A 24463-nucleotide genomic window follows, 5' to 3' on the forward strand; every position below is an offset into this window, starting at 1 on the left:
TGCTTCGTAGACGGACCATCGCGCCGCGCAATCACTACATGCGGTCTAACAGTGTCCGCACTTCGTTGACAAATACGAAATTCGCGCCGCCCGCCGAAAGCGCTTTTTCAAGCGTTTCCTTTGCAGCGGCCTGATCACCCGTTGCGAGCTGCGCCGCGCCGAGGTGATAAAGAATTTCGCCGTTGTTTTCCGCCCCTTTTGACGCTTCGTTTAAATGCTGAAGCGCTGTTTCATACTCGCCAGCGCGGTAATACGCCCAGCCGACGGTATCTTGGAAATATGGATTTTCGAGCGTTGAAAGCCGTTTCGCAACTTCCAGCGCGCGCGCGATGCTGGCCTCATCCTGACGCAGATCGCTGGACAGGCTGACAAAGTTATTGGCGATGATGCGGTCATTGGGCCGGATCTTGATCAGCTCGGAATATAGCTCAAGCGCGGGTTCCCGTTCGCCTTGCGACAGCAGGACGTCCGCCTTGAACACTTTGAGCGCTTCGCTGTCAGGCGCAGAAGCGAGGCCGCGATCAATCAACGCCGCTGCTTTTTCCTGCTCCTGTTTGCTCAGATACAACCGATACAAAATCTCGAATGCCTGGGCGCGATCAGGATGGGCTTCGGTCGCCCGCAACAATACCGCTTCGACATTTTCCGGATCATTCTTGGCTTGATAAATACGCGAGCGAAGAATGAGCGCCGTATAATCTGTCGGATCGGATTCAAGCATGCGATCCAGCATGTCTTGCGCTTCATCGACACGGTCTTCACGAATATAGGCGTTGACCAGCGCGGCAAGCGGCTGCGTGTCGAGCGGCGCATCTTCGCGCTGCGCACTCAGCGTGTTGATCACGGCGTCATAATCCTCCAGCCCGATATAGGCGGCGGATTTGATATTGGACGCGAGCGCGCTCAGAATCGTCGGCGCGTTCAAGCATGGCGCCGACTTCCTCTGCGCCGCGCCAATCCTGTTTGGCGAGACGGATCGCGGCCAGCAGCTTGAGATTTTCCACGTCGCCCGCATCGACCGCCAGCGCGTCCAGCAACACCTCTTCCGCACGATCGTCATTCTTGCGGCGGAGCAGAAATTTTGCGTAATGGTTCGCAACTTTGGCGTCGTGATTGCTGTTTTCGAACGCCTTCGCCAGTTCCGCCTGCGCGAAGCTGGCGTTGCCCTGCGCTTCGAAAGCCGCAGACATCAAGATGTTCGCTTCATAGGAATCCGGGCTGTTGTTGAGCACGGTGCGCAGATTCACGATCGCCTGGTCGTAATTCTTCGCCTCGATCTCGAACGCAGACTGACGCAACAGCGCCTGGGTGTTGCGCTCATCGGCGGCGAGAATTTCTTCCACAAGCTTGCGGGCGCCTTCGCTGTCGCCTTGCGACATCAATACGCCGCCAAGTTTGTTTTTGGCGCGCAAGGCGACATCCGTGTCTTTTTTGTTGGAGGCAAGACCCGTCAGCAATTCCTTGGCTTTATCTTCCTGATCAGTGGTCAGGTAAAAGTCAGCAAGCGCGAATTTCAGATCCACATTGTCCGGGTTGGCAGCGATGTATTCCTGCAATTTCGCCTCAGCGGCGGCGTCGGAATCGCCCGCCTTGATGACGCGAATAACGTCGAGTTTGACCTCAAGATTGCCCGGCTCCATCGCGGCGACGGCTTCGAGCTGCTCACGCGCGCCGTCGTAATCTTGGCGGCGGATCAAATCGGTGGCGTAAACGCGGCGATAGGCTGTCTGTTCAGGGAACAGTTCAATCATCTCCACATAGGCCTGGCGCACATCATCGCTGCGATCGAGAGACTGCAGGACATAGATGCGCAGGAGCTGCAACATCGCCAATTGCGGATTGACCGCAAGCGCCTTGTCGAGTTCCGCGAGCGCCGGCTCCTTTTGATTCTCGCTCATATAGTTTGTGACGACGACCGTCACCGCTTCGGGGTGAGCGGGTTCAACGGCGAGCACTTCGCGGGCAAGCGCGACCGCACCGGCATTGTCGCCGATTTTCAGCAATATGCCGGCCTTCAAACCTTTTGCGTCGATATCTTCAGGGGCGAGGGCCAGAGCTTTTTCAGCTTCTTCAAGCGCCGTGGTTTCATCGCTGCCGATCAGATAAAGCTTGCCGAGCTTCACATGCGCCCCGACCTGTGAGGGATCGAGACGGACGACACGCTGCAGATAGCCGAACATGCCCTGGAAATCCTGCCGCTGCTCGGCGATCTCTGAAAGGCCAAGCAATGCCGGGATATTTTCTTCGTCGATTTTCAGGACGTTTTGATACTGAATATAGGCTTTGGTGAGTTCGCCGTTTTCATACAGCTCCACCGCATCCTTTGAATAACGCTCAACTTTCTGTTCCGGCGAGGCGCAAGACGCCGCCAGCGCCAGCAGCGATACGGCGGCGAACCGCGATATCCGCCCCGGGCGCGACTTCTGCGCGGTGTTTTTGAAATTTTCTGCTGGTGCCGTCATGTTCTCCACCCTTTTTACCAAGAACCGTTGATGTGCCACTGATGGGCCGCTGATACAATGAGACTGTCTGTTAAACCGCCGCATTCCGCGTCTGCGCGGCGGCGTTAGGCGCATCCGCCGCTGGCGCGGTCGCGGCGTAGGCCATGCGATTGGCGCGCAGAAGCGCGGTTACCCGCCGATTTGCCGCGCTGACGCGAATTTCGCCGTTCTGGCGAGACAGATGCTTCTCCAGCATTAAGACCTGACCCAGAAAGGCGCGGTCAATCCGGGAGACGCCGGCGAAATCCAGCCTGACCGAAGCGCCTCGTGCCGCCGCCTTGCGGAAAGCCTCTCGGACCGGACCGAGATTGCGATGGCCGAGATCGCCGGACAAGCGGATAATCGTTTCGCCTGCAACGACCTCAATTTCCGCCCCCGCGCCCGGCAAACCCATATTCGCTTGCTGCAGACGGCCGCGGCCCATCTGGGGCGCCAATCCGGTGAGCGCCAGACCAGCCAGACCCAGCGCGTCTTTATAGTAACGCCGCCACAGGGCCGGTTCTTCCTTGATCCGCCACGCCCATTCGAACCCGGCCTTGGAGACCCAGGCCGGCGCGCGAGAAATCCCGCCAGCGGTGAAATCAACGACTGCGCCAAGATGGGCCGTAACCGGCGCCGTCAAGCGATCGCGATTGCGCTCGATCCAGGCCTGTCCCTTGCTCGCGCCCAGCGCCACCATGACGAAATCCGCGCCAGACGCGTTGATCTCTTCGATCAGCGCATCCGAACTCATGCTCTCGACGTCGCCAAAACCGGGATTGTGCCAGCCCACCGCTTCAACGCCGCCGCGCTCACGGTTCAGCGCATCAACCGCCGCTTCCGCCGCGCCGTCGCGCCCGCCGAAGAAAAACACCTTGAGACGGCGCCCGGCAAAGCCCGGACGACGGCGCAGCGCCTCAAAAAGATCAGACCCGGCGACCCGCGAGGGCACCGGCACGCCGAGCAGTTTCGCCATCATCACCAGCGGCGCGCCGTCGACCAGGCTCAAATCGGCGTTGAGAATTTCGCGCCGGGCGGTCGCATCGCCGGCTGCGCGGATAAGGAAATTCACATTCGGGGTCACAAAGGACAGCTTGCGGCCGGTGCGGGCAGCCTCATCGATCTCGGCCACGGCGCGATTGATATCGGCGGCGTCGACCGCAAGGCCCATCAGGCACCAGACATCCCGGTCGAAATCATCGCGGCGCAATGGCGCGACTGCGCCCGCACCGCGAAGCGTTTCAATCTGGGCGTCCTGTGTCGCAAGGGGGTCGGTCATGCTCATCGAAAAAGGCCGTTCCATTCGTTAACCCGTTAACGGCGTCTCAGTTCGAAACCAGCGCCGCAATAAACCACTTTTGCGCCTTCGCGCAGGCCCCTATCAGCAAGCGTCAGGCCAAGATTCACCCCTTGCGTGTCCTTAATCCTTTATTTACCCCGGAAACCCGCAAAACACCTAGCCGCGCGGCCGAGCCGGCCGATCACGCAAACCGGCGCCGCGCAGCCTCCCCGGCGAAGCAGGCGGCGCGCGCGGGCCTCGCCAATTGCCGGTTAAGGTTATCAGGCCGCGACAAAGCTAACAAAATAAGCCCAAATTTACGTTTCGCAGGTCTTTACTTCCCACGCGCCAGACGCAAAAGATTTGCGGCGCCGATTTTGCTCATTAGGGCAGACCGACTAAGCTGTGCAGGGAGAACGCAGCAGGCGCTCCAAAAGAGATCACGCCCCGATTCCGGGATTCAATTCGGCAGACCCACAGCCAAGAAGGGGTCCCGATTCAGCAGGAAAAATCCGACCCATATGTCCGTATCCAGCACCGCGCAGACAAGTAACATGAGCGCCGGCCCCGCCGGCGCAGGTTCTTCCGGCAATGGCTTTGACTTGCGCCCGATCTATGTCGTGGCCGCTGTCGGGGTGGTCGCCGCGCTGGCGTTTTCCGGCGGGATCGAAAACCTGTTCAAACGCTGGGGCGAACAACAGGAACTAAGCCATGGCTATTTCCTGCCGGTGATCGCCGGATGGATGCTGTGGTCGCGCCGCGACGCGCTGCGCGGCAGCCTGGGCAAACCGGCGCTGCTCGGCGTCGCTGGCGTCGCTATTTCCGCGCTCGTGCTGGTTTTGTCGGAACTCACCGTCACGTCGCTGATGATCTTTCAGCATCTCGCCATGATCCTGCTTTGCTCGTCGCTGGCGCTCGCGCTTGGCGGCTGGCGGATTTTCTGGCTGACGCTTCTGCCTATCGGCTTCATGCTGTTCATGGTCCCGCCGCCCTATTGGGTGATCACCGTGCTGTCGCAGCACTTCCAGCTCTGGTCGTCGCAACTCGGCGTCGCGATGATCGAGATGATGGGCATTCCGGTCTTCCTGTCCGGCAACATCATCGATCTCGGCGATTATAAATTGCAAGTGGCGGAAGCCTGCTCGGGCTTGCGCTATCTGTTTCCGTTTTTGAGCCTCGGCTTCCTCGCCGCCTATTTGTTCCACGCGCCCATGTGGCAGCGCGCGATCGTGTTTCTGTCGACCATCCCGATCACCATCATCATGAACAGCTTCCGCATCGCAATGACCGGCGCGCTGGTTCAGCAATTCGGACCGGAACAGGCTGAAGGCTTCATCCACATGTTCGAAGGCTGGGTGGTGTTCATCATGTGCCTCGCCATGCTGTTCGCCATTATCGCCTTGCTGGCGCGGATTTCCGGCCGAAAATCATTCGGTGAGCTGCTCGGCATGCCCGACATTGAGCCCCAGCCCGACGCCACCGTCTGGACCAAAGACCGCTTCATGCTGCATGCGGGCGTATCCATTGTCCTGCTCGCCGCCGCCGGCGCCTATGTGCAGTTCGGGATTTCGAATATTCTGCGCGTGCCGGACCGGATCAGCCTCGCCGCCCTTCCTTATGAGCTTGAAGGCTGGAGCAGCGACATTCAGCAAGTCGACAGCGCCACCGTCGAAGTGCTCGGCGCGGACGATTTCCTGATCACCAATCTGGTCAGCCCCGAGAAAGAACGGTTCAATCTCTACATCGCCTATCTCAACATGCAGCGGCACGGCCATAGCTGGCACTCGCCGCGCCAATGCATTCCGGGCGGCGGCTGGCAAATCGTCAACCATCAGGTCGAGCCGGTCACCCTCGCCGACGGATCGACATTCCATTACAACCGCATCGTGATTGAAAATCGCGGCGCAAGGCAGCTCGTCTATTACTGGTACGACCAGCGCGGCCGCAAAATCGCCAATGAATTCGTGATGAAAGCGATGCTGATCTTCGACGCGGTGCGCCTGCGCAGAACCGACGGCGCCATGATCCGGATCCTGACCCCGCTGGCGCAGGGCGAGTCCCTGGCCGATGGCGACGCCCGCCTGTTGGGCTTCATGAACAAGCTGGACCCGATGCTGGACCCCTATATCCCGCCAGCGGACGCCCCGGCGACGAAAAGCTTCGATCCAGACGCATAAAGGTCGAGCCAGGAAAGCGCAGGCCGGCCCAATTGGCGCCGGCTTGCCGGACCCGACGGCGAAATCAGTCGCCCGAAGGCCTTATTTCCAGCACGGTCCTGCTCTAAAGTGCTGATCAGCGCTTGAATGGCGGGTTGCCCGCAATTGGGACAGCCCCCAGAAAACGGCGCGGGTTTTGCAACCGCAGGAGGTCAGCGCCATCTGGCCTGACCGAACGCAACAGATTAACGGGATGCGCAGCCGTCCCGCGCGGCGCATGTGCAGCTTTACGGAACGCGAGTAGCTATGGGTGAAGAATTCTCAATTGAAGACGCGCTGATCATCTTGCAGCGGCGCTTCCTTGCATTTCTGCTGCCGGTGCTGGTTCTGGCGCCGATCGGCATTATCGCGGTCATGCTGCTGCCGGCGAAATACACAGCGCAAGGCACGATCCTCGTCGAGTCGCAGCAAATCCCAACCGAATATGTTCGCTCGACCATTAACGCCTATGCGCAAGAGCGCATCTCGACCATCCGCCAGCGGGTCATGACCCATAACCGCCTGCTTGAAGTCGCGGATGAATACAGCCTGTTTCCGAGATCGCTCGGCCTGTCCGAGAGCGAGCGCGTCTCCTTGATGCGCGAAAGATTGCGCGTCAACCTGATCACCTCAGCCGGTCGAAGCAATGATCGCAATCGCGACGGCACCATCGCCTTTACGGTCGCCTATACGGATCGCGATGCGCGCAAGGCGTTTCTGGTCGCCAATAAATTCATGACGCTTTTCCTCGACGAAGATGTGCGCGCACGGACCGCCGGCGCATCGAACACAACCGAGTTTTTCGCCAAGGAAGCCACCCGCCTGCGCAACGCCGTGGCGGAAATGGAAACCCGGGTTTCAGAATATAAAGCGCAAAACAGCGACTCGCTGCCCGAGCATTTGAACATGCATCTCAGCATGCTGGAGCGCGCCCGCAATACGCTCGGCTCCGCAGAGTCATCGATCACTCAGCTTGAAGAAGAGCGCCGTTTTCTGGAAACCCAGCTTATCAGCGGCACAAGCGGCGATGGCAGCCTGTCCAACGAACTGGCGCGCCTTGAGGCGGAGCTTGCCCGCATGCGCGCCACCTATCATGACAACTATCCTGAAGTCGTTGCAAAGCGCCAGGAGATCGCTTCGATCAAGGCGCGCATGGCGCCCAGCGCGGACATCAAACGCATGCGCGAGGCGCTCGCCATCGCCGAAGACAGATTGACCGCCGCCGAGCGCGCTGAAACGCCAGACCCTGAGGCGATTGCAACGGCGGAAGCCGGGATCGAAGCCGCACGGAACGCCCTTAGCGACCGCATCGCAGAGGAGACCCGGAAAGGCACCTCGGACATTACCGGCGTGCAGATCGAAGGCCGCATCGCCGTCATCGAAAACCGCATCCGCATGCTCAACAAGCAGCTCACAAACACCATGGAGCAAACCACCGATCTGGAGCAGCGCATCGCCCGTACGCCGGAAGTCGAGCGCGGCATCGCCAGCCTGACCCGCGACTATGACAATCTGTTTGCGGAATATCAGGACGTGCTCGCGAAACAGCAGGATGCGCAGCTCGCTGAAAATCTCGAAGAAAACCAGCAGGCGGAGAAATTCTCAATTCTCGAACCCGCTTTGCGCCCGGACAAACCGTCCAGCCCGGATCGCGCGAAATTGCTGATCCTCGCCTTGTTTGCCGCATTCGGGGCCGGCGGCGCCGCAGCGCTCGGCATGGAGCTGTTGCAGGCCAAGCTGCGCGGGCGTTCGCATCTGACCGGCTTGCTGGAAACCCAGCCTATTGCGGTCATTCCCTATATTCACAGCGATGCAGACAAGGACACGCCCTGGCGCCGGGTCCTGACCTCTTTCGCCGGCAAGCTTTTGAGAAAAACCAAACTCGCGCAGCAAGAACCGGAAGCAGCGCTGTAACATGTTGAACCCGGAATTGAGATAAGGCGTCCCGATGGATCGTATTCGCAACGCGGTGACCCGCGCCCGTCAGACCCGAGAAGGCAATAGCGCCGCAGCGCCCGCCGCGCCGAAATCAGCATCGGCGCCGATCGCCGCCGCACAGCAGGCGCAAAGCGCGGCTTACGCGACGCGCACCCCGGCGGCGCCCTTGCAGGACGGCGATGATCTCGGGCTGCAAAAAGTCGAATGCAATCTCGCAAATTTCGCGCGCAACCGCATCATCGCCAATGAGCAGGACCCTGTGCTCAACGCCTATCGCGTCTTGCGCACCCGCGTTCAGCAAAAGATGCAGGCGGAGGGGTGGAGAACCCTGGCCGTCGTGTCGCCGGGGTCGGGCGCCGGCAAAACCGTGACGGCGATCAATCTGGCGATCGCCATCAGCAGCAAGGCCGGCTCGCGCGCCACCTTGATCGATCTCGACTTTTACCGCCCCAGCGTCGCACGCTATCTCGGCCTGAAAGCGGCCCCGTCGGTTCTCGATTTCTTCGAGGGCAAGCGCAATTTCCGCGACGTCGCCGTGCGCCCGGGCCTGTCTGATGTGGTGCTGGCGGCGAATGAGCGCGTGAGCCGCCGCGGGGCGGAGCATCTGACCTCATCGAAAGCAGATGAGATGATCGACACCGCCATCAACGAATTCGGATCGCAGACGGTGATCTTCGACATGTCGCCTCTGCTGGGCTGCGATGACACCATCGCCTTCCTGCCCAAGGTCGACTGCGTGCTGCTGGTGGCGGCGAGCGGCGATACGCGGGTTCAGGAACTTAAAGAGGCCAAGCGGATTTTGAGCCGGTCCAATATTGTCGGCTCGGTGCTCAACAAGTCCCCCTCCGCCTTCCTGCCCAACCAGTACTACTAGGCGTTGTGTCTCCGCCGGGGCGCGACCCTGGCCGACGACCCCGCCCGGCCTTGCGCCCCAGTGTTGCGCCCCGTGTTGCGCCAAGGCGTTGCATAAATGCGCCAATTCGCGGCTAAGGCTGCCTGTTTCGCTTGAAGCGGGCCGGTAAACTTACCAGTATAGTGCGCTGTGAAGACTTTATTCACGCAATACCCTTTTAACTCCCTGTTATCCTTATTTTCGCAAAGCCGGCGCCATGAATGTATCCCAGTCCGTCAAGCTAGCCGGCATCTTCGTCGCCCTGATCGTCCTTTATTTTCTGATGAAGGGCCTGTTCGGCGGCGGCGCTGCGCCGTCAGAGGAAACGCCCGGCGCTGCGCCTGAAAGCTTCACCGTTGTTTATCAAACCATCGCCCCGGCGGATTGGCGCGATGAAGTGATCGTGCGCGGCCGCACCAAGGCCGAACGCAAGGTTGTCGTCCGCGCGGAAATCAGCGGCGCGATTGCGGAAACCCCGGCGGAGCTTGGCGAACTCGTTTCCGAGGGCGACGTTTTATGCCGGATCAATGTCGACGCCCGCGCAGCGCAGCTTGCGGAAGCGCGCGCCAGCCTGGCCAAGGCCAAACTCGATTATGATGCGGCGGTGAAACTGAGCGAAGGCGGGTTCCGTTCCGAAACCGCCGTCGCCTCCGCAAAAGCATTGCGCGACCAGGCCGCGGCGCAGCTTGAACGCGCGCAAAATGATCTGGCGAAGACGGATATCAAAGCGCCCTTCGACGGCGTCTATGATGAACGCCATGTAGAAACCGGCGACTTCATGAATGTCGGCGATCCTTGCGCAACAGTCATTCAGCGCTCGCCCTTTCTGGTGGTCGGCGCCGTGTCGGAACGCGATGTCGCGAAAATCAACAAGGGCGATCGCGGCCGCGCGCGTCTCGCCACCGGCGAAACCGTCGAAGGCGTCGTGCGTTTTGTCTCGACCAGCGCCGAACCGGCGACGCGCACCTTCGATGTGGAGCTGGAAATTCCCAATGAGGACGGATTGCTGCGCGACGGCGTCACCGCGGAGTTCACCGTATTCGCCGAAGCGCGCAGCGCCCACCGGGTTCCCCGCGTCGCGCTGGTGCTGGCGGATGACGGCGAGATCGGCGTTCGCACCTTGAATGAGGACAACATCGTCGAGTTTAATCCCGTGCGCCTGATCGGCGAGACGCCGTTGGGCGTCTGGGTCGCCGGGCTTTCCGGCGATGCCCGCGTGATCACCGGCGGACAGCTTTACGTAACCGCAGGCCAGCAAGTCGGCGCCGTTGAGGCCGACGAGGCGGGCGCATGACCTCGATAATCGACGCTGCATTCTCACGCATGCGCGTCGTCATGACGGCGCTTGTCGTCATCGTGTTTTTCGGTCTCTACGCCTATAAAACAATCCCCCGCGAAGCGGACCCGGATGTGCCGGCGCCGTTTGTCGGCGTCACCATTCCGCTGCCGGGCATCTCGCCCGAAGACGGTGAAAGGCTGCTCTTGCGGCCGGCCGAGCTTGAACTTCAAAATGTTGAAGGCCTCAAGCAGTTGGACGCCTATGCCTATGACAGCGCGGCGCAATTCATTCTGGAGTTTCAGGCGACGGTCGACATCGATCAGGCGGTGCTTGATGTGCGCGAGGCGATGGACCGCGCCAAATCAGAACTGCCCACTGACGCAGAAGAACCGATCGTCACCGAATTCAACGCACAGACGCAATTTCCAATCCTGACAACGATCATTTACGGCAATGCGCCCGAGCGCACGCTGTTGCAGCTCGCGCAGCGGCTTGAGGACAAACTTGAAAGCATTTCCGGGGTTCTCGAAGCGCGCCTCACCGGCGCGCGCGAGGAATTGCTGGAAGTCATTGTCGATCCGGAAACGCTCGAATCCTACGGCCTCACCGAATTTGAAGTCCTGAACGCCGTGACCTCGAACAACCAGCTTGTCACAGCGGGTTCGGTCGATCTGGGCGATGGCCGCTTCACTGTGAAGGCGCCGGGCCTGGTGCGCAATGCGCAAGACCTCGCCGATACGCCGGTGCGCGTTAGCGGGGAAAATGTCGTCACCATCGGCGATGTCGCATCCGTGCGCCGCACCTTTAAAGACCGCGAAGGCTCTGCGATTTTCAATGGCGATCTCGCCATCGGCGTCGAGATCTCCAAGCGCTCCGGTTTCAACATTGTTGAGACCATCGAAGAAGCGCGCAAGGTGATCGCCGAAGACTCGCAAAACTGGCCCGCCACCATTCACTACGAATTCATCAGCGATCAGTCGGTCTTCGTCAAAGACAGCCTTGAAGGCCTGACCGCTTCGGTGATGACCGCGATCTTGCTGGTGATGATCGTTGTCGTCGCGGCGCTCGGCCTGCGCTCGGCGCTGATGGTCGGCATCGCCATTCCCAGCACCTTTCTGATGGGCTTCCTGCTGCTGTCGTCCTTCGGCTTTACCTTGAACATGATGGTGATGTTCGGCCTCATCCTCGCGGTCGGCATGCTCGTCGACGGCGCGATTGTGATTGTCGAATATGCAGACCGCCGCATGGCGGAAGGCGCCGGCCGGCGCGACGCCTATCTCGAAGCGTCCAAGCGCATGTTCTGGCCGGTGATCACCTCGACCGCGACCACCCTCGCCGCCTTTGTCCCCTTCCTGTTCTGGAACGACATGGTCGGGCAGTTCATGAAGTTCCTGCCGATCACGCTGATTTTCGTATTGCTGTCTTCGCTGCTCGTGGCGCTGATCTTCCTGCCGGTGCTCGGTTCGCTGTTCGGCATTCCCGAATGGATGAAGAAAAATTCCACATGAAGGGCAAGACCGAGGGAACGGAGCGGCGTTACGAAGTCGACGAGATCGACCCGACGACGCTGGACGGACCCATTGCGACTTATTCGAAGGTTCTAAAAGAGCTTGTCCGGCGGCCGTTAATGGTCGCCGCCGCCGCTGTCGGCGTTGTCTTCATTTGCATATCCTCGTTCATCGCCGCAGCGCCGGAAGTCGAATTCTTCATTCGCAATGACGACGATCAGATCAATGTGCTGGTGCTGGCGCGGGGCAATCTTTCCGCTGGCCAGAAAATCGACATCGTCAAAGATGTCGCTTCGCGCATCGAAGACAATCCGGCGATCAAACACATCTATCTGCAAACCGGCCCGGAACTGGCGCGCGGCCGGGAAATGCCGGTCGAGACCATCGGTCAGGTCGGGATTACGCTGAAAGATTACACACAGCGCGAGCACTCGCTGATCGTGCTCGAGCAACTGCGCGAACAGGTCAAAGGCATTCCCGGCGTGCATGTGGAAGTGCGCCAACGCGCGCAAGGCCCCGATGTGGGCAAGGACGCGCAGGTGGAGATTTCCTCGCCAAGCTTCGAAGCGATGGTGGCCGCGTCGAAAAAAGCGCGCGAATTTATGGACACCGCGAAAATCACCATCGATGGTCAGGAAGTCCCGGCCTATATGGATCAGGAAGACACGCTGCCCCTGCCCGGCATTGACTGGGTGATCGAAGTCGATCGCGCGCTCGCCGGGCGTTACGGGCTTTCCGTTCAGCAGGCCGGCGCAGTCCTGCAATTCGTCACCAATGGCCTTCTGGTCGACAAATACCGCCCGCAAGACGCCGATGACGAAGTTGATATTCGCGTCCGCTATCCGGAAGAAAACCGCAATATTTTCGCGCTCGATCAGGTCCGCGTGCAGACGCCGCAAGGCTCCGTGCCGCTGTCGAATTTCGTCACCCGAACCGCCAAGCCGCAAATCGACCGGATCGTGCGCCGCGACGGCGCGCGCATCATCGAAGTAAAAGCCAACGGCAACACCAGCGTTGAAGGCCATGCGGTCAGTCAGGACCGCGCCATCAACCTGATGAAGGAATGGCTCGAAACAGGCGCGCTCGGGTCAGATGTCACCTGGGTGATGCGCGGCGCCGATGAAGAAACCGCAGCCGCGGCGAGCTTCTTCCAGAACGCCATGCTGGCGGCGCTGTTTATGATCGCGATGATCTTGCTGCTGGAATTCAACAGCTTCTATCACGCGCTGCTGACGTTGAGCGCGGTCATCCTGTCGGTGTTCGGCGTGCTTTTATCGATCGCCATCACCGGCCAGTATATTAGCGTCATCATGACCGGCACCGGCATCGTCGCGCTCGCGGGCATCGTTGTGAACAACAACATCGTCCTCATCGACACCTATCAATATTTGCGGCGCAAGGGTCTTACGGTGGAAGACGCCGTTGTGCGCACTGCCGCGCAGCGCATCCGTCCCGTGCTGCTGACCACCGCAACAACAATTCTCGGCCTGTTGCCGATGGTGTTTGAAATCAATGTGGATTTCGGCGCCGGGACCGTCACCCATGGCTCAACCACGTCGGACTGGTGGGTGCTCCTGTCATCGGCTGTGGTTTACGGCCTCGCCTTTTCAACCGTGCTGACGCTTATCCTGACGCCGGTGATGCTGGCGGCGCCGACAATCCTGCGCAACCGCATTCCCGGCGCGGTCATATGGGTCAATCAACGCATCATCAGACGCCGCAGCGATGCGGCGGCGCTGGAAACCCAGCCCCGCCCCGATCAGGATGTGCCGCGCGCGGCGGAATAATCCTAGTTGGCGTCTTCTTCCGGCGCGGTCTCTTCATCCGTCTCAGGAACATCGAAAATCTGGCCGGGATAAATCAGATCCGGATTGCGGATCTGCGCTGCGTTAGCCGCGTAGATGATAGTGTATTGCGAGCCTTCGCCATAAGCGCGCCGGGCGATCCGCCACAGGCTGTTGCCCGGCTGCACGACGACGCGGCCGTCGCGCAGGTCAATCTGATCGGGCCGCTCGCGCTGGAACGGCAATTCGATTGCAAATTCCGGCCGGTTCTGTTCGTCAAGTTGAATGACCAGAAGCTGATAGACGCCCGGCTCAATCTGCACTTCCGGCGCAATCGTCCAGCGGCCATCTTCATCAGCCGGCACGCGGCCAATCAATTGCCGGTTGATATAGAGTTCAACCACGCGGCCCGGCGTTGCGCGTCCGGAAAAAATCACCGCGCCCGTATCGTCATAGTCGATGACGTCAAGCGACAAAGGCCCAAGTCCTTCAGGACGCTCGCTCGGGTCCTGCAAGACTTCCGTCGCGCCGCCCGGCGTGGTGCGCAGCACCAGCGGCAGATCGCCTTCGCGCTCCGGCACATAAATCACGATCGTGTCTTCCGACCGGATCACGGTTCCGTCGGCGGTTTTCATGGACAGGCTCAGCTCGACCGGCCCCGCATCCAGCGGCGTGTCGGTCGCGACCACCCATGCGCCGTCAGCTTCCGCCGGGAGCTTCGCAAGCTCTTCATCATTTGCATATAGAGTGACTTCAGAACCGGGCTTGGCGCGGCCGGCGATGACGGCGTAACCGCTGCGATCGACGCGCACGATGTCAAAACTCGGCAAGGCGGCTTCTGCGGGTTCTTCCGCCTCCGGCGTTTGCGCGTCCGGTTTGGCGGGCGTTACCGTTTCCTGCGCAGGGCCTTCGATGATCTTGAACCGCTCGGCGGCCTTCCAGCCGATGAAGCCGAGAACAATCAGTAACAAGATTATGATGATGACACGCATGGAAACCCGCCCCTTAACGCTTTTTATGAAGCCTCGAATGTACTTTACCCATATGCAAATTGGCGTACAATGCCACCCCAACAACAAGAAACGTGTAAGACTATGAAATCATTATGTGTTTACTGCGGCTCCCGACCGGGCAATGATCCGGCATTTGAGAAAGCCGCAATCGAAGTCGGACAAGTCGCCGCCCGACGTGGCTGCCGCATCGTTTATGGCGGCGGCAAGCTCGGTTTGATGGGCGCTACAGCGGGCGCCGCGCGCGACGCCGGCGGCGCGGTGTTCGGCGTCATCCCGGATTTCCTCGTTGAGATGGAAGGCGTGCTGGAAGGCGTCGATCATAAAATCGTCACCAACATGCATGAGCGCAAGATGATGATGTATGAGGAGTCAGACGCTTTCCTGACTTTGCCAGGCGGCATCGGCACGCTTGAAGAGCTTGTTGAAGTTGTCTCCTGGGCGCGACTCGGCCTGCACAGCAAGCCGATCATCGTGCTCGACATCAACGGCTTCTGGTCGCCCCTGAAAGAACTGCTCAGCCATTTCGTGGAAAAAGAACTGGCGGACAAACGGCTGGTCAATGACCTGATCTTTGTGCCGACAGTCGAAGCGGTTTTTGAAACAGCGGAAAATCACTCGCTGCGCGCCCGCGCATGACGCCGCCTGAGACTTCTCAGGCGCGTTCGACGCGCAGGCTTTTTCAGGCGCGTTCGCCGCGCAGGCGGGCGCGCGCTTTTTCCGCCCCGATCAACGGAAACAACGCAGCCATTTCCGGACCGCGCTGACGCCCCGTCAAAGCATGACGCAAGGGCATGAACAGGCTTTTGCCTTTGGCGCCGGTTTTTTCCTTCACTGCATTGGTGAAGGCGCTCCAGCTTTCGCCATCAAGTGCGTCGGGCACCAGCGCCGCCGCCGCTGCAGCAAATTCCTGATTGTCGATTATCGGATCGATCTCGCCATCGACCACGGCGATCCAGTCCGCCGCGTCGTTCAACCGCGTGATGTTGCCTTTGACCACTTCCCAAAGCGCAGGGCCGACACCGATCTTTTCCAGCCGCGCCGCTACATCTTCGAAGGGCGTTTCATGCAGGATCTTGGCGTTCAGCGCTTCAAGCTCGGCCATATCGAAACGCGCCGGCGCCCGGCCGACCTGATCGAAATCGAAGCTCGCCGCGAGCGCCATCAGATCGCGTTGCGGCGTCACCGGATCGGCGGTGCCGAGCTTGGCGAGAAGGCTGGTGATGGCCGACGGCTCAAGCCCGTCCTCGCGCATCGCCTCAATAGACAAGGAGCCAAGACGCTTGGACAAGCCCTGCCCGTCGGCGCCGACCAGCAGCGAGTGATGCGCGAATTGCGGCGCCTCGCCGCCCAGCGCCTTGATGATCTCGATCTGCACGCCCGTATTGGTCACATGATCTTCGCCGCGCATCACATGGGTGATCTTTGCGTCAATATCGTCAACGCAGCTCGGCAAGGTATAAAGATACATGCCGTCTTCGCGGATCAGCACCGGGTCGGAAACGCTTGACGTATCCACCGTGGTTTCACCGCGAATGAGGTCGTTCCATTTCACTTGACCCTGGGTCAGCTTGAAGCGCCAATGGGGTTTGCGCCCTTCCGCTTCGTAAGCCGCGATCTCTTCGGCGGTAAGCGCCAGCGCTGCGCGATCATAAACCGGCGGCAGGCTGCGCGCGCGCTGGATCTTGCGCTTGCGATCAAGCTCCTCGGCGGTTTCATAGCACGGATAGAGCAGCCCGTCGGCTTTCAGCTTCGCCGTCGCGGCGTCATAGCTGTCGATGCGCGAGGACTGGCTGAAGGTCTCGTCATAGGTCAGGCCCAGCCAGGCGAGATCGGCGCGGATGCCGTCTTCATATTCCTTGGTCGAGCGCTCCAGATCCGTATCGTCGATCCGCAGCACGAAAATCCCGCCGGATTTGCGCGCGAGCAGCCAGTTCCACAGGGCGGCGCGCACATTGCCCACATGGATTTTCCCGGTCGGGGACGGCGCAAATCGGACTTTGACGGTCATGAGGCTTCCAGCATCTGAAAAATCGACGCTCTAGCCCTTCGGCGAAGCGGGGTCAAACGGGCCCGGCATTGGCCCGGAAAAGGGCTGGCGCAGAGCTAGCGGCGGGCCCCCGCCCGGAAGGTTGGTCCCGAATTTGAAATGGGAGGGCCAGCAACACCCGTTGCAGCATGTAGGAGAATAAAAGTGTCCCGCCTTAAAACAGCTCTCATCGGCCTCGCCGCCGCCATCGCCCTGCCCGGTATCGCCAATGCGGCGACTGTTTCCGTTCGGGACAATCCTGACAATGGCGGATCGGTTTTCGCCAACGGCCTCGGCCGCTCGATCAGCATCCAGCATGACGGCGCGAACCGGAACGTTCAGGCTGGCGCGTTTTCGCTGCAGTTTAATGAAGGCGACGGCTGGACCGATTTCGTCACCTTCTGCCTCCAGCTTTCCGAATATCTGACCCTGCCGAAGGATCATGAGCGCGTTGCGGGTGATGCCTACTTTGCTTCCGCGGACGACCTTGAAGCCCTGGGCATTCTTTACGGCAACCTGCTGACCACCGACACCGGCCTTAAAAACGCCAACACCGCCGCCGCCGCTCAAGCGATCATCTGGGAAATCGTTGAAGACGGCGCGACATCCTTTGACCTTGCCGCCGGCGATTTCAAACTGTTCACCCAAAGCGTGCTCACCGAAGCCAACACCTTGTGGGCGCTGATCATCTCAGGAAACTACTCAGCCGTTGCGATCGACGTGTTCCATGCACGCGGCACGCAGGACCTGATTACCTCTGCTGTGCCGGTGCCGGCTGCGTTGCCGCTCTTGTTGTCCGGCATCGCGGGACTGGGCTTTGCGAGCCGCAGACAACGCAAAGAATAGATTATCGAGGGGACGGGGCGAAAAAGGCCGGGCATCGCCCGGCCTTTTTCACGTTCTGACGATGCATGTGTTCGCTAGCGCGTCTGCGCCGTCACAAAAGCGTCGATGGCGTCAAGACAACGCCCGGCGCTCGCCGCCGTCGCATGAATTCGGTGCGGCGCGCCTTCAATCAGCTCAACACTCGCCGCAGGATTGGCCTTCAGGAAGCGCGCTTCATGTTCCGGCGCGAAACCGGCGCCCAGTTTCGGGTCAGCCCGCAACAGCTTCGCCGGAACTTCAAGCGGTTTGTCGCCGTCAAAGCGCTCAAAGACGGCGGTCGTCTTCGCCGGCGTCCAGCAATCCGGGTCCTGACGCATCAGACCCGAGGCAGCGCTGAGAATATGGCGCGGGCTCGAATGGTCCGCCTGCACGCCCCCTTGGGGCGCCGGCGCATCAGCAGCGAGCCGCAGATAGTCGCCAAGCTCGGCCCCCGCGCCTTGCATCTCGACCAGCCTCGCCTGTACAGCGGCGAAGCGCTTGTCATTGCCGGATTTCGCGAATTCCGCCGCCTCGCCAAAGAAGTAGGGCGGGTCCTCCATGAACAGCGCCTTCAGATAGGGATGCGGCGCCTGCGCCAATAGCGCGCCCGTCACAGCCCCGAGCGAGTGGCTGACAATGATCGTTGGTCTACGAATTAAATCAAGCGCCGCAGCGGCGTCGGCGGCGTAATCTTCAACGAGATAGCTAACGGCGCGATCGCTATGGCCGTGTCCGCGAAAATCGAGCGTCCAGATGTGGAAACGGTCCTTAAGACGGGCGACCGATTCGTCCCAAGTGTCGCGCGCCCCGGCAATGCCGTGAAGAAACAACAGGTCTGGCGCGCCCTCCGGCCCATAGACAGAAGCAGCGAGATTGATCGACCCGTTTTTGATGGTGATGTCAGTCATTTACCGCCTTCGGAGATGCGCATTGTTTTTAGGCGCGCGGTCAGGGGCGGTCAAACCGGTTTCACAGGCCTGCACGCAATGCACATATCCATTTCGCACATGCATGAAACAATGGCGCCGATGAATGCATGCGAGGGCGCGGATTACGCATTCATTGCGCGCTACGCAAGGATCAAAAAACTCTCACATTTCTAAAACAAAAGCGTCATCACATTCGGGTTAATCGCCGCCCCATTAAGTGTTTTACCAAAAGGTGGGGTATGCTCAAAAAACTATCCGTTAGCACGCTGGCGCTCGCCGTCAGCATCGCGCCGCAAGCCTATGCGCAAGATCTGGGGGGATCGTCTGCGGACAACAAAGACACCGTTATTGTAACGGGCACGCGCGCCACGGGGCGCACTGCATTCGACAGCCTCGCGCCTGTCGATGTCATTTCCGATGAAGCGCTCGATCTGACCGCTTCCGATGAAATCATGGATCTCGCTCGCGCAACTAACGCCGTCCTTCAATGTCCAGCGGCTGCCGCTCAATGACGGCTTGATCTTCGTTCGCCCGGCGCGCCTGCGCAATCTTTCGCCGGACCACACGCTGGTGCTGGTCAATGGCAAGCGCCTGCATCGTTCCGCCCTGCTTGGGTCAAACGGCGCGCAGGCGCCTGACCTTGCGCAGATCCCTTCTTCCGCCGTGAAGCGCATCGAAGTGCTGCGCGACGGCGCTTCCGCGCAATATGGTTCGGACGCCATTGCAGGCGTGATCAACATCATTCTCGACGACGAGCCGGGCCTCAATGCCTTCGGTCAGTTCGGACAGTATTACGAAAATGACGGCGACCAGTATCGCGCCGGAGTTCAAGGTGGAATTTCCGGCGATTATGGTTTCCTGAACGCCACTTTCGAGTTCTCCGACTCTGCGCGCACTTCGCGTTCGCGCCAGCGCGCCGACGCCATCGCGTTCCAGGAAGCCAATCCGGACATCGATGTCGCGGATCCGGTGCAGAACTGGGGTCAGCCGGAGCGCACCTCTTACCGCTTCGCCGCCAACAGCGCATTCGATGCGGGCTTTACCGAACTCTACGCCTTCGGAACCTATGGCTGGGGCACGGGCGTGTCGGATTTCAACTGGCGCAACCCGGCGACGACCAGCGCTTATAATTCTAGCGCCGCCTTCCCTGAGTTCGATCTCAATGACATCTTCCCGGCGGGCTTCTCGCCCCAATTCGGTCAGGATGACGAAGACTATTCCATCGCCGGCGGTTTCCGCAGCAATGGCGACGGCGCCTTCAGCTATGATGTCAGCGCCACCTATGGCCGCAACGACATCGACTATTTCATGTCGGAGACGATCAACGCGTCGCTCGGCCCGAACAGCCCGACGACGTTCAATCCGGGTTCGCTCATTCAAAGCGAATTCAACCTGAACGCCGATTTCGGTTACGCTTGGGATTCAGGCCTCTTCGCCGAGCCGGTCAACATCGCCTGGGGCGCTGAACGCCGTGAAGAAACCTATGAGATCGTCGCCGGCGATCTCGCCTCTTACGAGATCGGGCCGGGCGCCGCTGACGGGTTGCCTTCGGGCTCCAACGGCTTTCCTGGCTATAGCGAAGCGCAAGCGGGCAAGTTCAAACAGACCAGCCACGCTGCCTATATCGATGTGGAAGTCCCGCTGACGGATATCTGGACGATTGGTCTGGCTGGCCGTTACGAAGACTTCAGCGAATATGGCGATACGGTTGACGGCAAGATCTCAACCCGGATCGAACTGACGCCGGGCTTTGCTCTGCGCGCCACCGCCTCCACCGGCTTCCGCGCGCCGACGCCGGGCCAGCTCTTTAGTGAGCGCACCTCGCAAGGCCTCGACACGGTGACGCTCAACATCTTCACCGCCGGCCGGTTCAGCCCGCAAGGCGCCGTGGCGGATGTGATCAATATGCGCGCCGACGCAGATATCCGCGCGCTCGAAGCGGAAACCTCGGAAAACTACACAGTCGGCATGACCTGGCGTCAGGGCGGGCTGACCGCAACGGTTGATTTCTATCAGATCAACATCGCCGACCGCTTCGGCACCTCGCAGACCTTCAACCCAACCGCGGAAGAGCAAGCGCAATTTGTGGCGCTCGGCGTGCCCGGCGGCGAAGGCATCACGCGGGTCAACTTCTTCCAGAATGATTTCGACACCCGCACACGCGGCGTCGACATCGTCGCCACCTATGCAACGCCGGCCGGTCCGGGCGACATGACCCTGACGGCGGCGTATAATTACAACTCCACAAAGGTCACCGATGGCGAACTCGCCGACAATGAAACAAACCGCGTGCGGTTTGAGGAATTGCTGCCGAACCACACGGCGACCGCATCCGTCGGCTATACGCTCGGCGCTTTCGACCTTCTCGCCCGCGCACGGTATTATGGCGGCTGGACGGACTTCTCCTTCAATTCCGACGGCGACATCTTCCAGGAATTCAGCGGAGAAGTGTTTTTCGATCTCGCGGCGACTTATCATGTGAGCGATCAGCTCTCCATTCGCGCCGGCGCGGAAAACATCCTCGACACCTATCCGGATGAAGCCGAGTTCCAGGCGAGCCGCGGCCTCATCTATTCGCGCAACGCGCCCTACGACACCGATGGCGGGTTCTACTACGTTCGGTTTGACGTCAAGCTGTGATAGACTTCGCAGCATGAACCAGTCACGACGCACAATATTGAAAGGCGCCGCCGCACTGGCGGCGCCTTCTTTCATCGGCGCGGCGGCCAGCGCATCCTCATCCGGCGACGCCGTTCAGGACGAGGCCTTCTGGCGCGACATCGCCAAGGCCTATGACGTCAGACAAGACATCATCAATCTCGAAAACGGCAATTGGGGCGTCATGGCGCGCCCGGTGACCGAGCGCTATTTTGAAAACCTGAAAAAGGTCAATCACGACAATTCCTATTATGCGCGGCGCGCCTATGCGGGCGACTACAAACAAGTGCATGCGCAACTCGCCTCCTTTCTGGGCGCAGGTGAAGACGAGATCGCGCTGACGCGCGGCGCATCGGAAGCCTTGAAAGCGCTGATCACCGGCTATAACCGCTTACAGCCGGGCGATGCAGTGATGTATGCGGATCTCGATTACGGCTCCATGCAGGCGATGATGGACTGGCGCGCGGCGGCAAGCGGCTGCGAGGTGGTGCGCGTCAACATTCCCGAACCAGCGAGTCATGACGGGCTTGTGGCGTTCTATAAAAAAGCGCTGGCGGATAATCCGTCCGTCAAGCTGTTGTTGCTCACCCATATCAGCCACCGCACCGGCCTTGCGATTCCGGTGAAGGAAATCGTCGCGGCCGCGCGCGCTGCCGGCGCCGACTGCATTGTCGATGCGGCCCATAGCTGGGGCCAGATGAATTTCACCGCGGACGATCTCGGCGCGGATTTCGTCGGCTTCAATTTACATAAATGGATCGGCGCGCCGATCGGCGTCGGCCTCGCTTACATCCGCAAAGACCGCCTCGATGCGATCAGCCCCGATCCGGGCGCGGGCGCATGGGAGCAGGACCGCATCTCAGGGCGCATCCACACCGGCACATCGGATTTCGCCGCAGCGCTCACCATTCCCGACGCGTTGAAATTCCATTTGGAGATTGGCCCGGCGCCGAAGGCCGACCGCCTCGCTTATTTGCGCAATCTCTGGGTCGAGGCGTCGCGCGACCTTCCCGGCCTGGAAATCCTGACGCCGGACGATCCGCGCCTGCATGCGGGCATCACGTCCCTGCGCCTCGCGGGCAAAACATCCATTGCAGATAATGTCGCACTTTCGAAACGACTGCTCGACGAGTTCAACATTTTCACGGTGTATCGCGATGGCGTCGCGGCGGGCGCTTGCGTGCGCGTCACGCCGTCCATGTATAATTCACCGGATGATGTGATGGCGCTGGCGAAAGCGTTGAAGGTGATTTGCGGTTAGCGATCTCGGCATTGCACGCTTAGTGCTGTTTGCGTCTTTTCCATTTAGCATTGGCGCGCGCCGCTCTTCCAATGCTTCTGCTTATTCCCACGCGACGCCCGAATACTTTCCCCTGATCCGAAACATAGTCCATATGAAAATAATCTTTATAGAGAGGATCAACCCCCTTCACCATGTACTTAGCTAAGCCACCCGCACCTTTTACCGGCGTAAATTCCACTGCTGCACCAAGCTCCTCAAGCGAGAATTGCCGCTTCATCCTTTTCAGCAACCCGCGTCGAAAGCGGGCCAAGTGCTGTGGCGGCACATGGATCATCCAATGGACATGTGGCTGCTGATTCGCTGGATTTTCATGAGTATGGCAATCCGCAAAGGGACCTAAAGTGCCATCGAGCCGCCTTTGATAAGCCCAGGCACGAACCGTATTTTCACGTAGGCGGCTAAACTGTTTCGGAGCGGCTTCCGCTGGCACGCTCAAGCAGTCAAAATTTATCGTAACCAATTGATTCAATGGACGGCCGGTCTCATCTGCGTACCTCACGGCATGAAACAGCCCTTCAGCAGATTTCCTCGCAATCCATCCCGTGTGGGTACTAGATTTGGTAGCATTTAGGGCCACCTTGGACTCCTACGTCTACATATAGAACTCCTGCACCTTGCCCTATTGAGAACATAATGGCAACAGTTTATTTATCCCGCCAGCCATTGGTGATCGGATAGCGGCGGTCGCGGCCGAAATTGACGCTCGCGACTTTCGGGCCGGGGGGCGCCTGGCGGCGCTTATATTCGGCGACATAGAGCAAGTGTTCGATGCGGCGCACGGTTTTTTCGTCATAGCCCGCAGCGGCGATGTCCTTCACCCCCATTTCTTTTTCGACCAGCATTTCAAGGATCGGATCGAGCACCTCATATGGCGGCAGCGAGTCCTCGTCCTTCTGGTCTTCGCGCAATTCCGCCGAAGGCGGCTTGGTGATGATCCGCTCGGGAATGACTTCGCCTTTCGGCCCCTTCAGCTCCGGCGCGTGATGGGCGTTGCGCCAGCGGCACAGCGCAAACACTTCCAGCTTGTAAAGATCCTTGAGCGGATTGAAGCCGCCATTCATGTCGCCATAGAGCGTTGCGTAGCCGACCGACATTTCCGACTTGTTGCCGGTGGTCAAAACCATATCGCCGAACTTGTTGGAGAGCGCCATCAACAAGACGCCGCGCAAGCGCGACTGAATATTTTCCTCGGTCACGTCTTTCTGCAAATTGTCGAAAGACGGCGCCAGCATTTTGTCAAACGCCTCGACCCCCGGCTCAATATCGATGGAACGATAGACAACCCCCAATGCGTCAGCGCATGCCGCCGCATCTTCAAGGCTTTCTTTCGAGGTATAGCGCGACGGCATCATCACGCAGTGAACCGCATCCGCGCCCAGCGCATCGACAGCGATGGCGGCGGTGAGCGCTGAATCGACGCCGCCGGAAAGCCCGATAACAACGCCCTTGAAGTGGTTGCGGGTCACATAATCATGCACAGCCCTTGTCACCGCGCGATAGACCATCTCTTCGCCGTCCACCCATTCAGCTTGCGGCCCTTCAATGCAGGCCCAACCGGCGACGTCTTTTTTCCAGCGGGTGATCGCAATGGATTCTGCAAATTGCGGCGCGCGATATTGCACCACGCCCGCGGAGTCCATCACAAAGGCGGCGCCCTCGAACAGCACCTCGTCCTGCCCCGCAAGCTGGTTCACAAAAATCAGCGGCTTGTCCGTCGCGCTGACGCGCGCCCGCGCCGCTTGCGTGCGTTCCTTGATCGCGGTTTTACGAAAAGGCGAGCCATGGGGCACGATGAACATCTCGGCGCCCTTGCCCGCCAAATGTTCGCCCGCGCCGGGCAGCCACATATCTTCGCAGATCATCAGGCCGAGCTTGACGCCTTTAAACACTATCGGTTCCGGATAGTCCGGACCCGGCGTAAACCGGCGCGGCTCGTCAAAGACGCCGTAATTCGGCAGGCGCACCTTGTAGCGCGTCGCGGCGATCTTGCCGTCGGCGAGCAGGAACGCCGCATTGTACAGCGCATCGCCCTCCCGCCAGGGGGAGCCGACAATCAGCGCCGGCCCGCCATCGCCGGTTTCGGCGGCGAGCTTTTCCACCGCCTCCATACAGGCGCGCTGATAGGCGGGCTTTTGCACCAGGTCTTCCGGCGGATAGCCGGAAACCACCAGCTCGCAAAAGACGGCGAGATCGGCGCCCTGCTTTTCGGCCTCGGCGCGTGCGCTCAGGATGCGCGCGACATTGCCGTCAATGTCGCCAACGACAGGCGCGATCTGGCAAAGGGCTATGGCGAGTGTTTCTGTCATATTCCGCAT

Annotated in this window: 19 protein-coding genes; 11 read left to right on the forward strand and 8 right to left on the reverse strand. The window is 60.1% G+C overall.

Annotated features, from left to right (window positions below):
- Positions 1-34 precede the first annotated feature (34 nt).
- The 3 genes from AC0L8G_RS18660 to AC0L8G_RS18670 form a co-directional block, all read right to left on the reverse strand.
- A complete protein-coding gene (locus AC0L8G_RS18660) occupies positions 35-925 on the reverse strand; it encodes a tetratricopeptide repeat protein (RefSeq protein WP_473385664.1) in 891 nt (296 codons plus the stop codon).
- Positions 849-2462, reverse strand: coding sequence for a tetratricopeptide repeat protein (locus AC0L8G_RS18665; RefSeq protein ID WP_473385665.1), 1614 nt, complete (start codon positions 2460-2462; stop codon positions 849-851). The genes AC0L8G_RS18660 and AC0L8G_RS18665 overlap by 77 nt, the downstream gene beginning before the upstream one ends.
- A 70-nt stretch (positions 2463-2532) precedes the next feature.
- Positions 2533-3765 (reverse strand): WecB/TagA/CpsF family glycosyltransferase, encoded by a 1233-nt coding sequence (locus AC0L8G_RS18670; protein WP_473385666.1) that lies wholly within the window; start codon positions 3763-3765, stop codon positions 2533-2535.
- A gap of 548 nt (positions 3766-4313) precedes the next feature.
- Between AC0L8G_RS18670 and xrtD the strand changes: the two genes are divergently transcribed.
- The 6 genes from xrtD (at position 4314) to AC0L8G_RS18700 (ending at position 13358) form a co-directional block, all read left to right on the forward strand.
- Positions 4314-5936: a VPLPA-CTERM-specific exosortase XrtD gene (gene xrtD, locus AC0L8G_RS18675; RefSeq protein WP_473385667.1), complete on the forward strand. Its 1623-nt coding sequence runs from the start codon at positions 4314-4316 to the stop codon at positions 5934-5936.
- 285 nt (positions 5937-6221) lie between these two features.
- A complete protein-coding gene (locus tag AC0L8G_RS18680; protein WP_473385668.1) occupies positions 6222-7868 on the forward strand; it encodes a GumC family protein in 1647 nt (548 codons plus the stop codon).
- Positions 7869-7902: 34 nt separating this feature from the next.
- On the forward strand, positions 7903-8766 hold the full coding sequence (locus AC0L8G_RS18685) for a CpsD/CapB family tyrosine-protein kinase (protein WP_473385669.1): 864 nt from the start codon (positions 7903-7905) through the stop codon (positions 8764-8766).
- 235 nt (positions 8767-9001) lie between these two features.
- Complete coding sequence (locus AC0L8G_RS18690; protein WP_473385670.1) at positions 9002-10078, forward strand: efflux RND transporter periplasmic adaptor subunit; 1077 nt, start codon at positions 9002-9004, stop codon at positions 10076-10078.
- Entirely contained in the window at positions 10075-11571 is a 1497-nt protein-coding gene (locus tag AC0L8G_RS18695; RefSeq protein WP_473385671.1) for an efflux RND transporter permease subunit, read from the forward strand. Before AC0L8G_RS18690 ends, AC0L8G_RS18695 begins: the two co-directional genes overlap by 4 nt.
- Positions 11547-13358 carry an efflux RND transporter permease subunit gene (locus AC0L8G_RS18700; RefSeq protein WP_473385672.1) on the forward strand — a complete coding sequence of 604 codons (1812 nt, stop codon included), beginning with the start codon at positions 11547-11549 and terminating at the stop codon, positions 13356-13358. The genes AC0L8G_RS18695 and AC0L8G_RS18700 overlap by 25 nt, the downstream gene beginning before the upstream one ends.
- A gap of 2 nt (positions 13359-13360) precedes the next feature.
- Here the strand turns inward: AC0L8G_RS18700 and AC0L8G_RS18705 are convergent, their stop codons facing one another.
- The gene (locus tag AC0L8G_RS18705; RefSeq protein ID WP_473385673.1) at positions 13361-14347 is read right to left on the reverse strand and encodes a LysM peptidoglycan-binding domain-containing protein; all 987 of its coding nucleotides are present in this window, start codon (positions 14345-14347) and stop codon (positions 13361-13363) included.
- Between the two features lie 102 nt (positions 14348-14449).
- On the opposite strand from AC0L8G_RS18705, the gene AC0L8G_RS18710 reads away from it, so the two are divergent.
- Positions 14450-15004, forward strand: a complete 555-nt coding sequence (locus AC0L8G_RS18710) for an LOG family protein (RefSeq protein WP_473385674.1) — start codon at positions 14450-14452, stop codon at positions 15002-15004.
- 43 nt (positions 15005-15047) lie between these two features.
- Here AC0L8G_RS18710 and gltX read toward each other — a convergent pair whose 3' ends face one another.
- Positions 15048-16376, reverse strand: a complete 1329-nt coding sequence (gltX, locus tag AC0L8G_RS18715) for a glutamate--tRNA ligase (protein WP_473385675.1) — start codon at positions 16374-16376, stop codon at positions 15048-15050.
- Positions 16377-16559: 183 nt separating this feature from the next.
- Here gltX and AC0L8G_RS18720 point away from each other — a divergent pair, with 183 nt between their 5' ends.
- Positions 16560-17240 carry a VPLPA-CTERM sorting domain-containing protein gene (locus AC0L8G_RS18720; RefSeq protein ID WP_473385676.1) on the forward strand — a complete coding sequence of 227 codons (681 nt, stop codon included), beginning with the start codon at positions 16560-16562 and terminating at the stop codon, positions 17238-17240.
- Positions 17241-17314: 74 nt separating this feature from the next.
- Here AC0L8G_RS18720 and AC0L8G_RS18725 read toward each other — a convergent pair whose 3' ends face one another.
- Positions 17315-18166: an alpha/beta hydrolase gene (locus AC0L8G_RS18725; protein ID WP_473385677.1), complete on the reverse strand. Its 852-nt coding sequence runs from the start codon at positions 18164-18166 to the stop codon at positions 17315-17317.
- A gap of 260 nt (positions 18167-18426) precedes the next feature.
- Here AC0L8G_RS18725 and AC0L8G_RS18730 point away from each other — a divergent pair, with 260 nt between their 5' ends.
- From AC0L8G_RS18730 to AC0L8G_RS18740, 3 genes are read left to right on the forward strand one after another with little or no spacing between them, the layout of a single operon-like run.
- On the forward strand, positions 18427-18699 hold the full coding sequence (locus AC0L8G_RS18730) for a hypothetical protein (protein ID WP_473385678.1): 273 nt from the start codon (positions 18427-18429) through the stop codon (positions 18697-18699).
- Positions 18632-20827 (forward strand): TonB-dependent receptor plug domain-containing protein, encoded by a 2196-nt coding sequence (locus tag AC0L8G_RS18735; RefSeq protein WP_473385680.1) that lies wholly within the window; start codon positions 18632-18634, stop codon positions 20825-20827. Before AC0L8G_RS18730 ends, AC0L8G_RS18735 begins: the two co-directional genes overlap by 68 nt.
- Positions 20828-20840: 13 nt before the next feature.
- Entirely contained in the window at positions 20841-22106 is a 1266-nt protein-coding gene (locus AC0L8G_RS18740) for an aminotransferase class V-fold PLP-dependent enzyme (protein WP_473385681.1), read from the forward strand.
- A 19-nt stretch (positions 22107-22125) separates the two neighbouring features.
- Here the strand turns inward: AC0L8G_RS18740 and AC0L8G_RS18745 are convergent, their stop codons facing one another.
- Positions 22126-22617, reverse strand: a complete 492-nt coding sequence (locus tag AC0L8G_RS18745) for a hypothetical protein (protein WP_473385682.1) — start codon at positions 22615-22617, stop codon at positions 22126-22128.
- A gap of 175 nt (positions 22618-22792) precedes the next feature.
- Positions 22793-24463 carry an NAD+ synthase gene (locus AC0L8G_RS18750; protein ID WP_473385683.1) on the reverse strand — a complete coding sequence of 557 codons (1671 nt, stop codon included), beginning with the start codon at positions 24461-24463 and terminating at the stop codon, positions 22793-22795.

The organism is Hyphococcus sp. D3-15, from assembly GCF_055809375.1.

Excerpts from the sequence above, each read along its gene's own strand:
- AC0L8G_RS18705 (WP_473385673.1), bottom strand. The coding sequence starts at position 14,347 with ATGCGTGTCATCATCATAATCTTGTTACTGATTGTTCTCGGCTTCATC.
- xrtD (WP_473385667.1), top strand. The coding sequence starts at position 4,314 with ATGAGCGCCGGCCCCGCCGGCGCAGGTTCTTCCGGCAATGGCTTTGAC.
- AC0L8G_RS18735 (WP_473385680.1), top strand. The coding sequence starts at position 18,632 with ATGAAATCATGGATCTCGCTCGCGCAACTAACGCCGTCCTTCAATGTC.
- AC0L8G_RS18670 (WP_473385666.1), bottom strand. The coding sequence starts at position 3,765 with ATGAGCATGACCGACCCCCTTGCGACACAGGACGCCCAGATTGAAACG.
- AC0L8G_RS18730 (WP_473385678.1), top strand. The coding sequence starts at position 18,427 with ATGCTCAAAAAACTATCCGTTAGCACGCTGGCGCTCGCCGTCAGCATC.
- AC0L8G_RS18690 (WP_473385670.1), top strand. The coding sequence starts at position 9,002 with ATGAATGTATCCCAGTCCGTCAAGCTAGCCGGCATCTTCGTCGCCCTG.
- AC0L8G_RS18710 (WP_473385674.1), top strand. The coding sequence starts at position 14,450 with ATGAAATCATTATGTGTTTACTGCGGCTCCCGACCGGGCAATGATCCG.
- AC0L8G_RS18685 (WP_473385669.1), top strand. The coding sequence starts at position 7,903 with ATGGATCGTATTCGCAACGCGGTGACCCGCGCCCGTCAGACCCGAGAA.
- AC0L8G_RS18695 (WP_473385671.1), top strand. The coding sequence starts at position 10,075 with ATGACCTCGATAATCGACGCTGCATTCTCACGCATGCGCGTCGTCATG.
- gltX (WP_473385675.1), bottom strand. The coding sequence starts at position 16,376 with ATGACCGTCAAAGTCCGATTTGCGCCGTCCCCGACCGGGAAAATCCAT.
- AC0L8G_RS18725 (WP_473385677.1), bottom strand. The coding sequence starts at position 18,166 with ATGACTGACATCACCATCAAAAACGGGTCGATCAATCTCGCTGCTTCT.
- AC0L8G_RS18680 (WP_473385668.1), top strand. The coding sequence starts at position 6,222 with ATGGGTGAAGAATTCTCAATTGAAGACGCGCTGATCATCTTGCAGCGG.
- AC0L8G_RS18740 (WP_473385681.1), top strand. The coding sequence starts at position 20,841 with ATGAACCAGTCACGACGCACAATATTGAAAGGCGCCGCCGCACTGGCG.
- AC0L8G_RS18700 (WP_473385672.1), top strand. The coding sequence starts at position 11,547 with ATGGATGAAGAAAAATTCCACATGAAGGGCAAGACCGAGGGAACGGAG.
- AC0L8G_RS18665 (WP_473385665.1), bottom strand. The coding sequence starts at position 2,462 with ATGACGGCACCAGCAGAAAATTTCAAAAACACCGCGCAGAAGTCGCGC.
- AC0L8G_RS18750 (WP_473385683.1), bottom strand. The coding sequence starts at position 24,463 with ATGCGGAATATGACAGAAACACTCGCCATAGCCCTTTGCCAGATCGCG.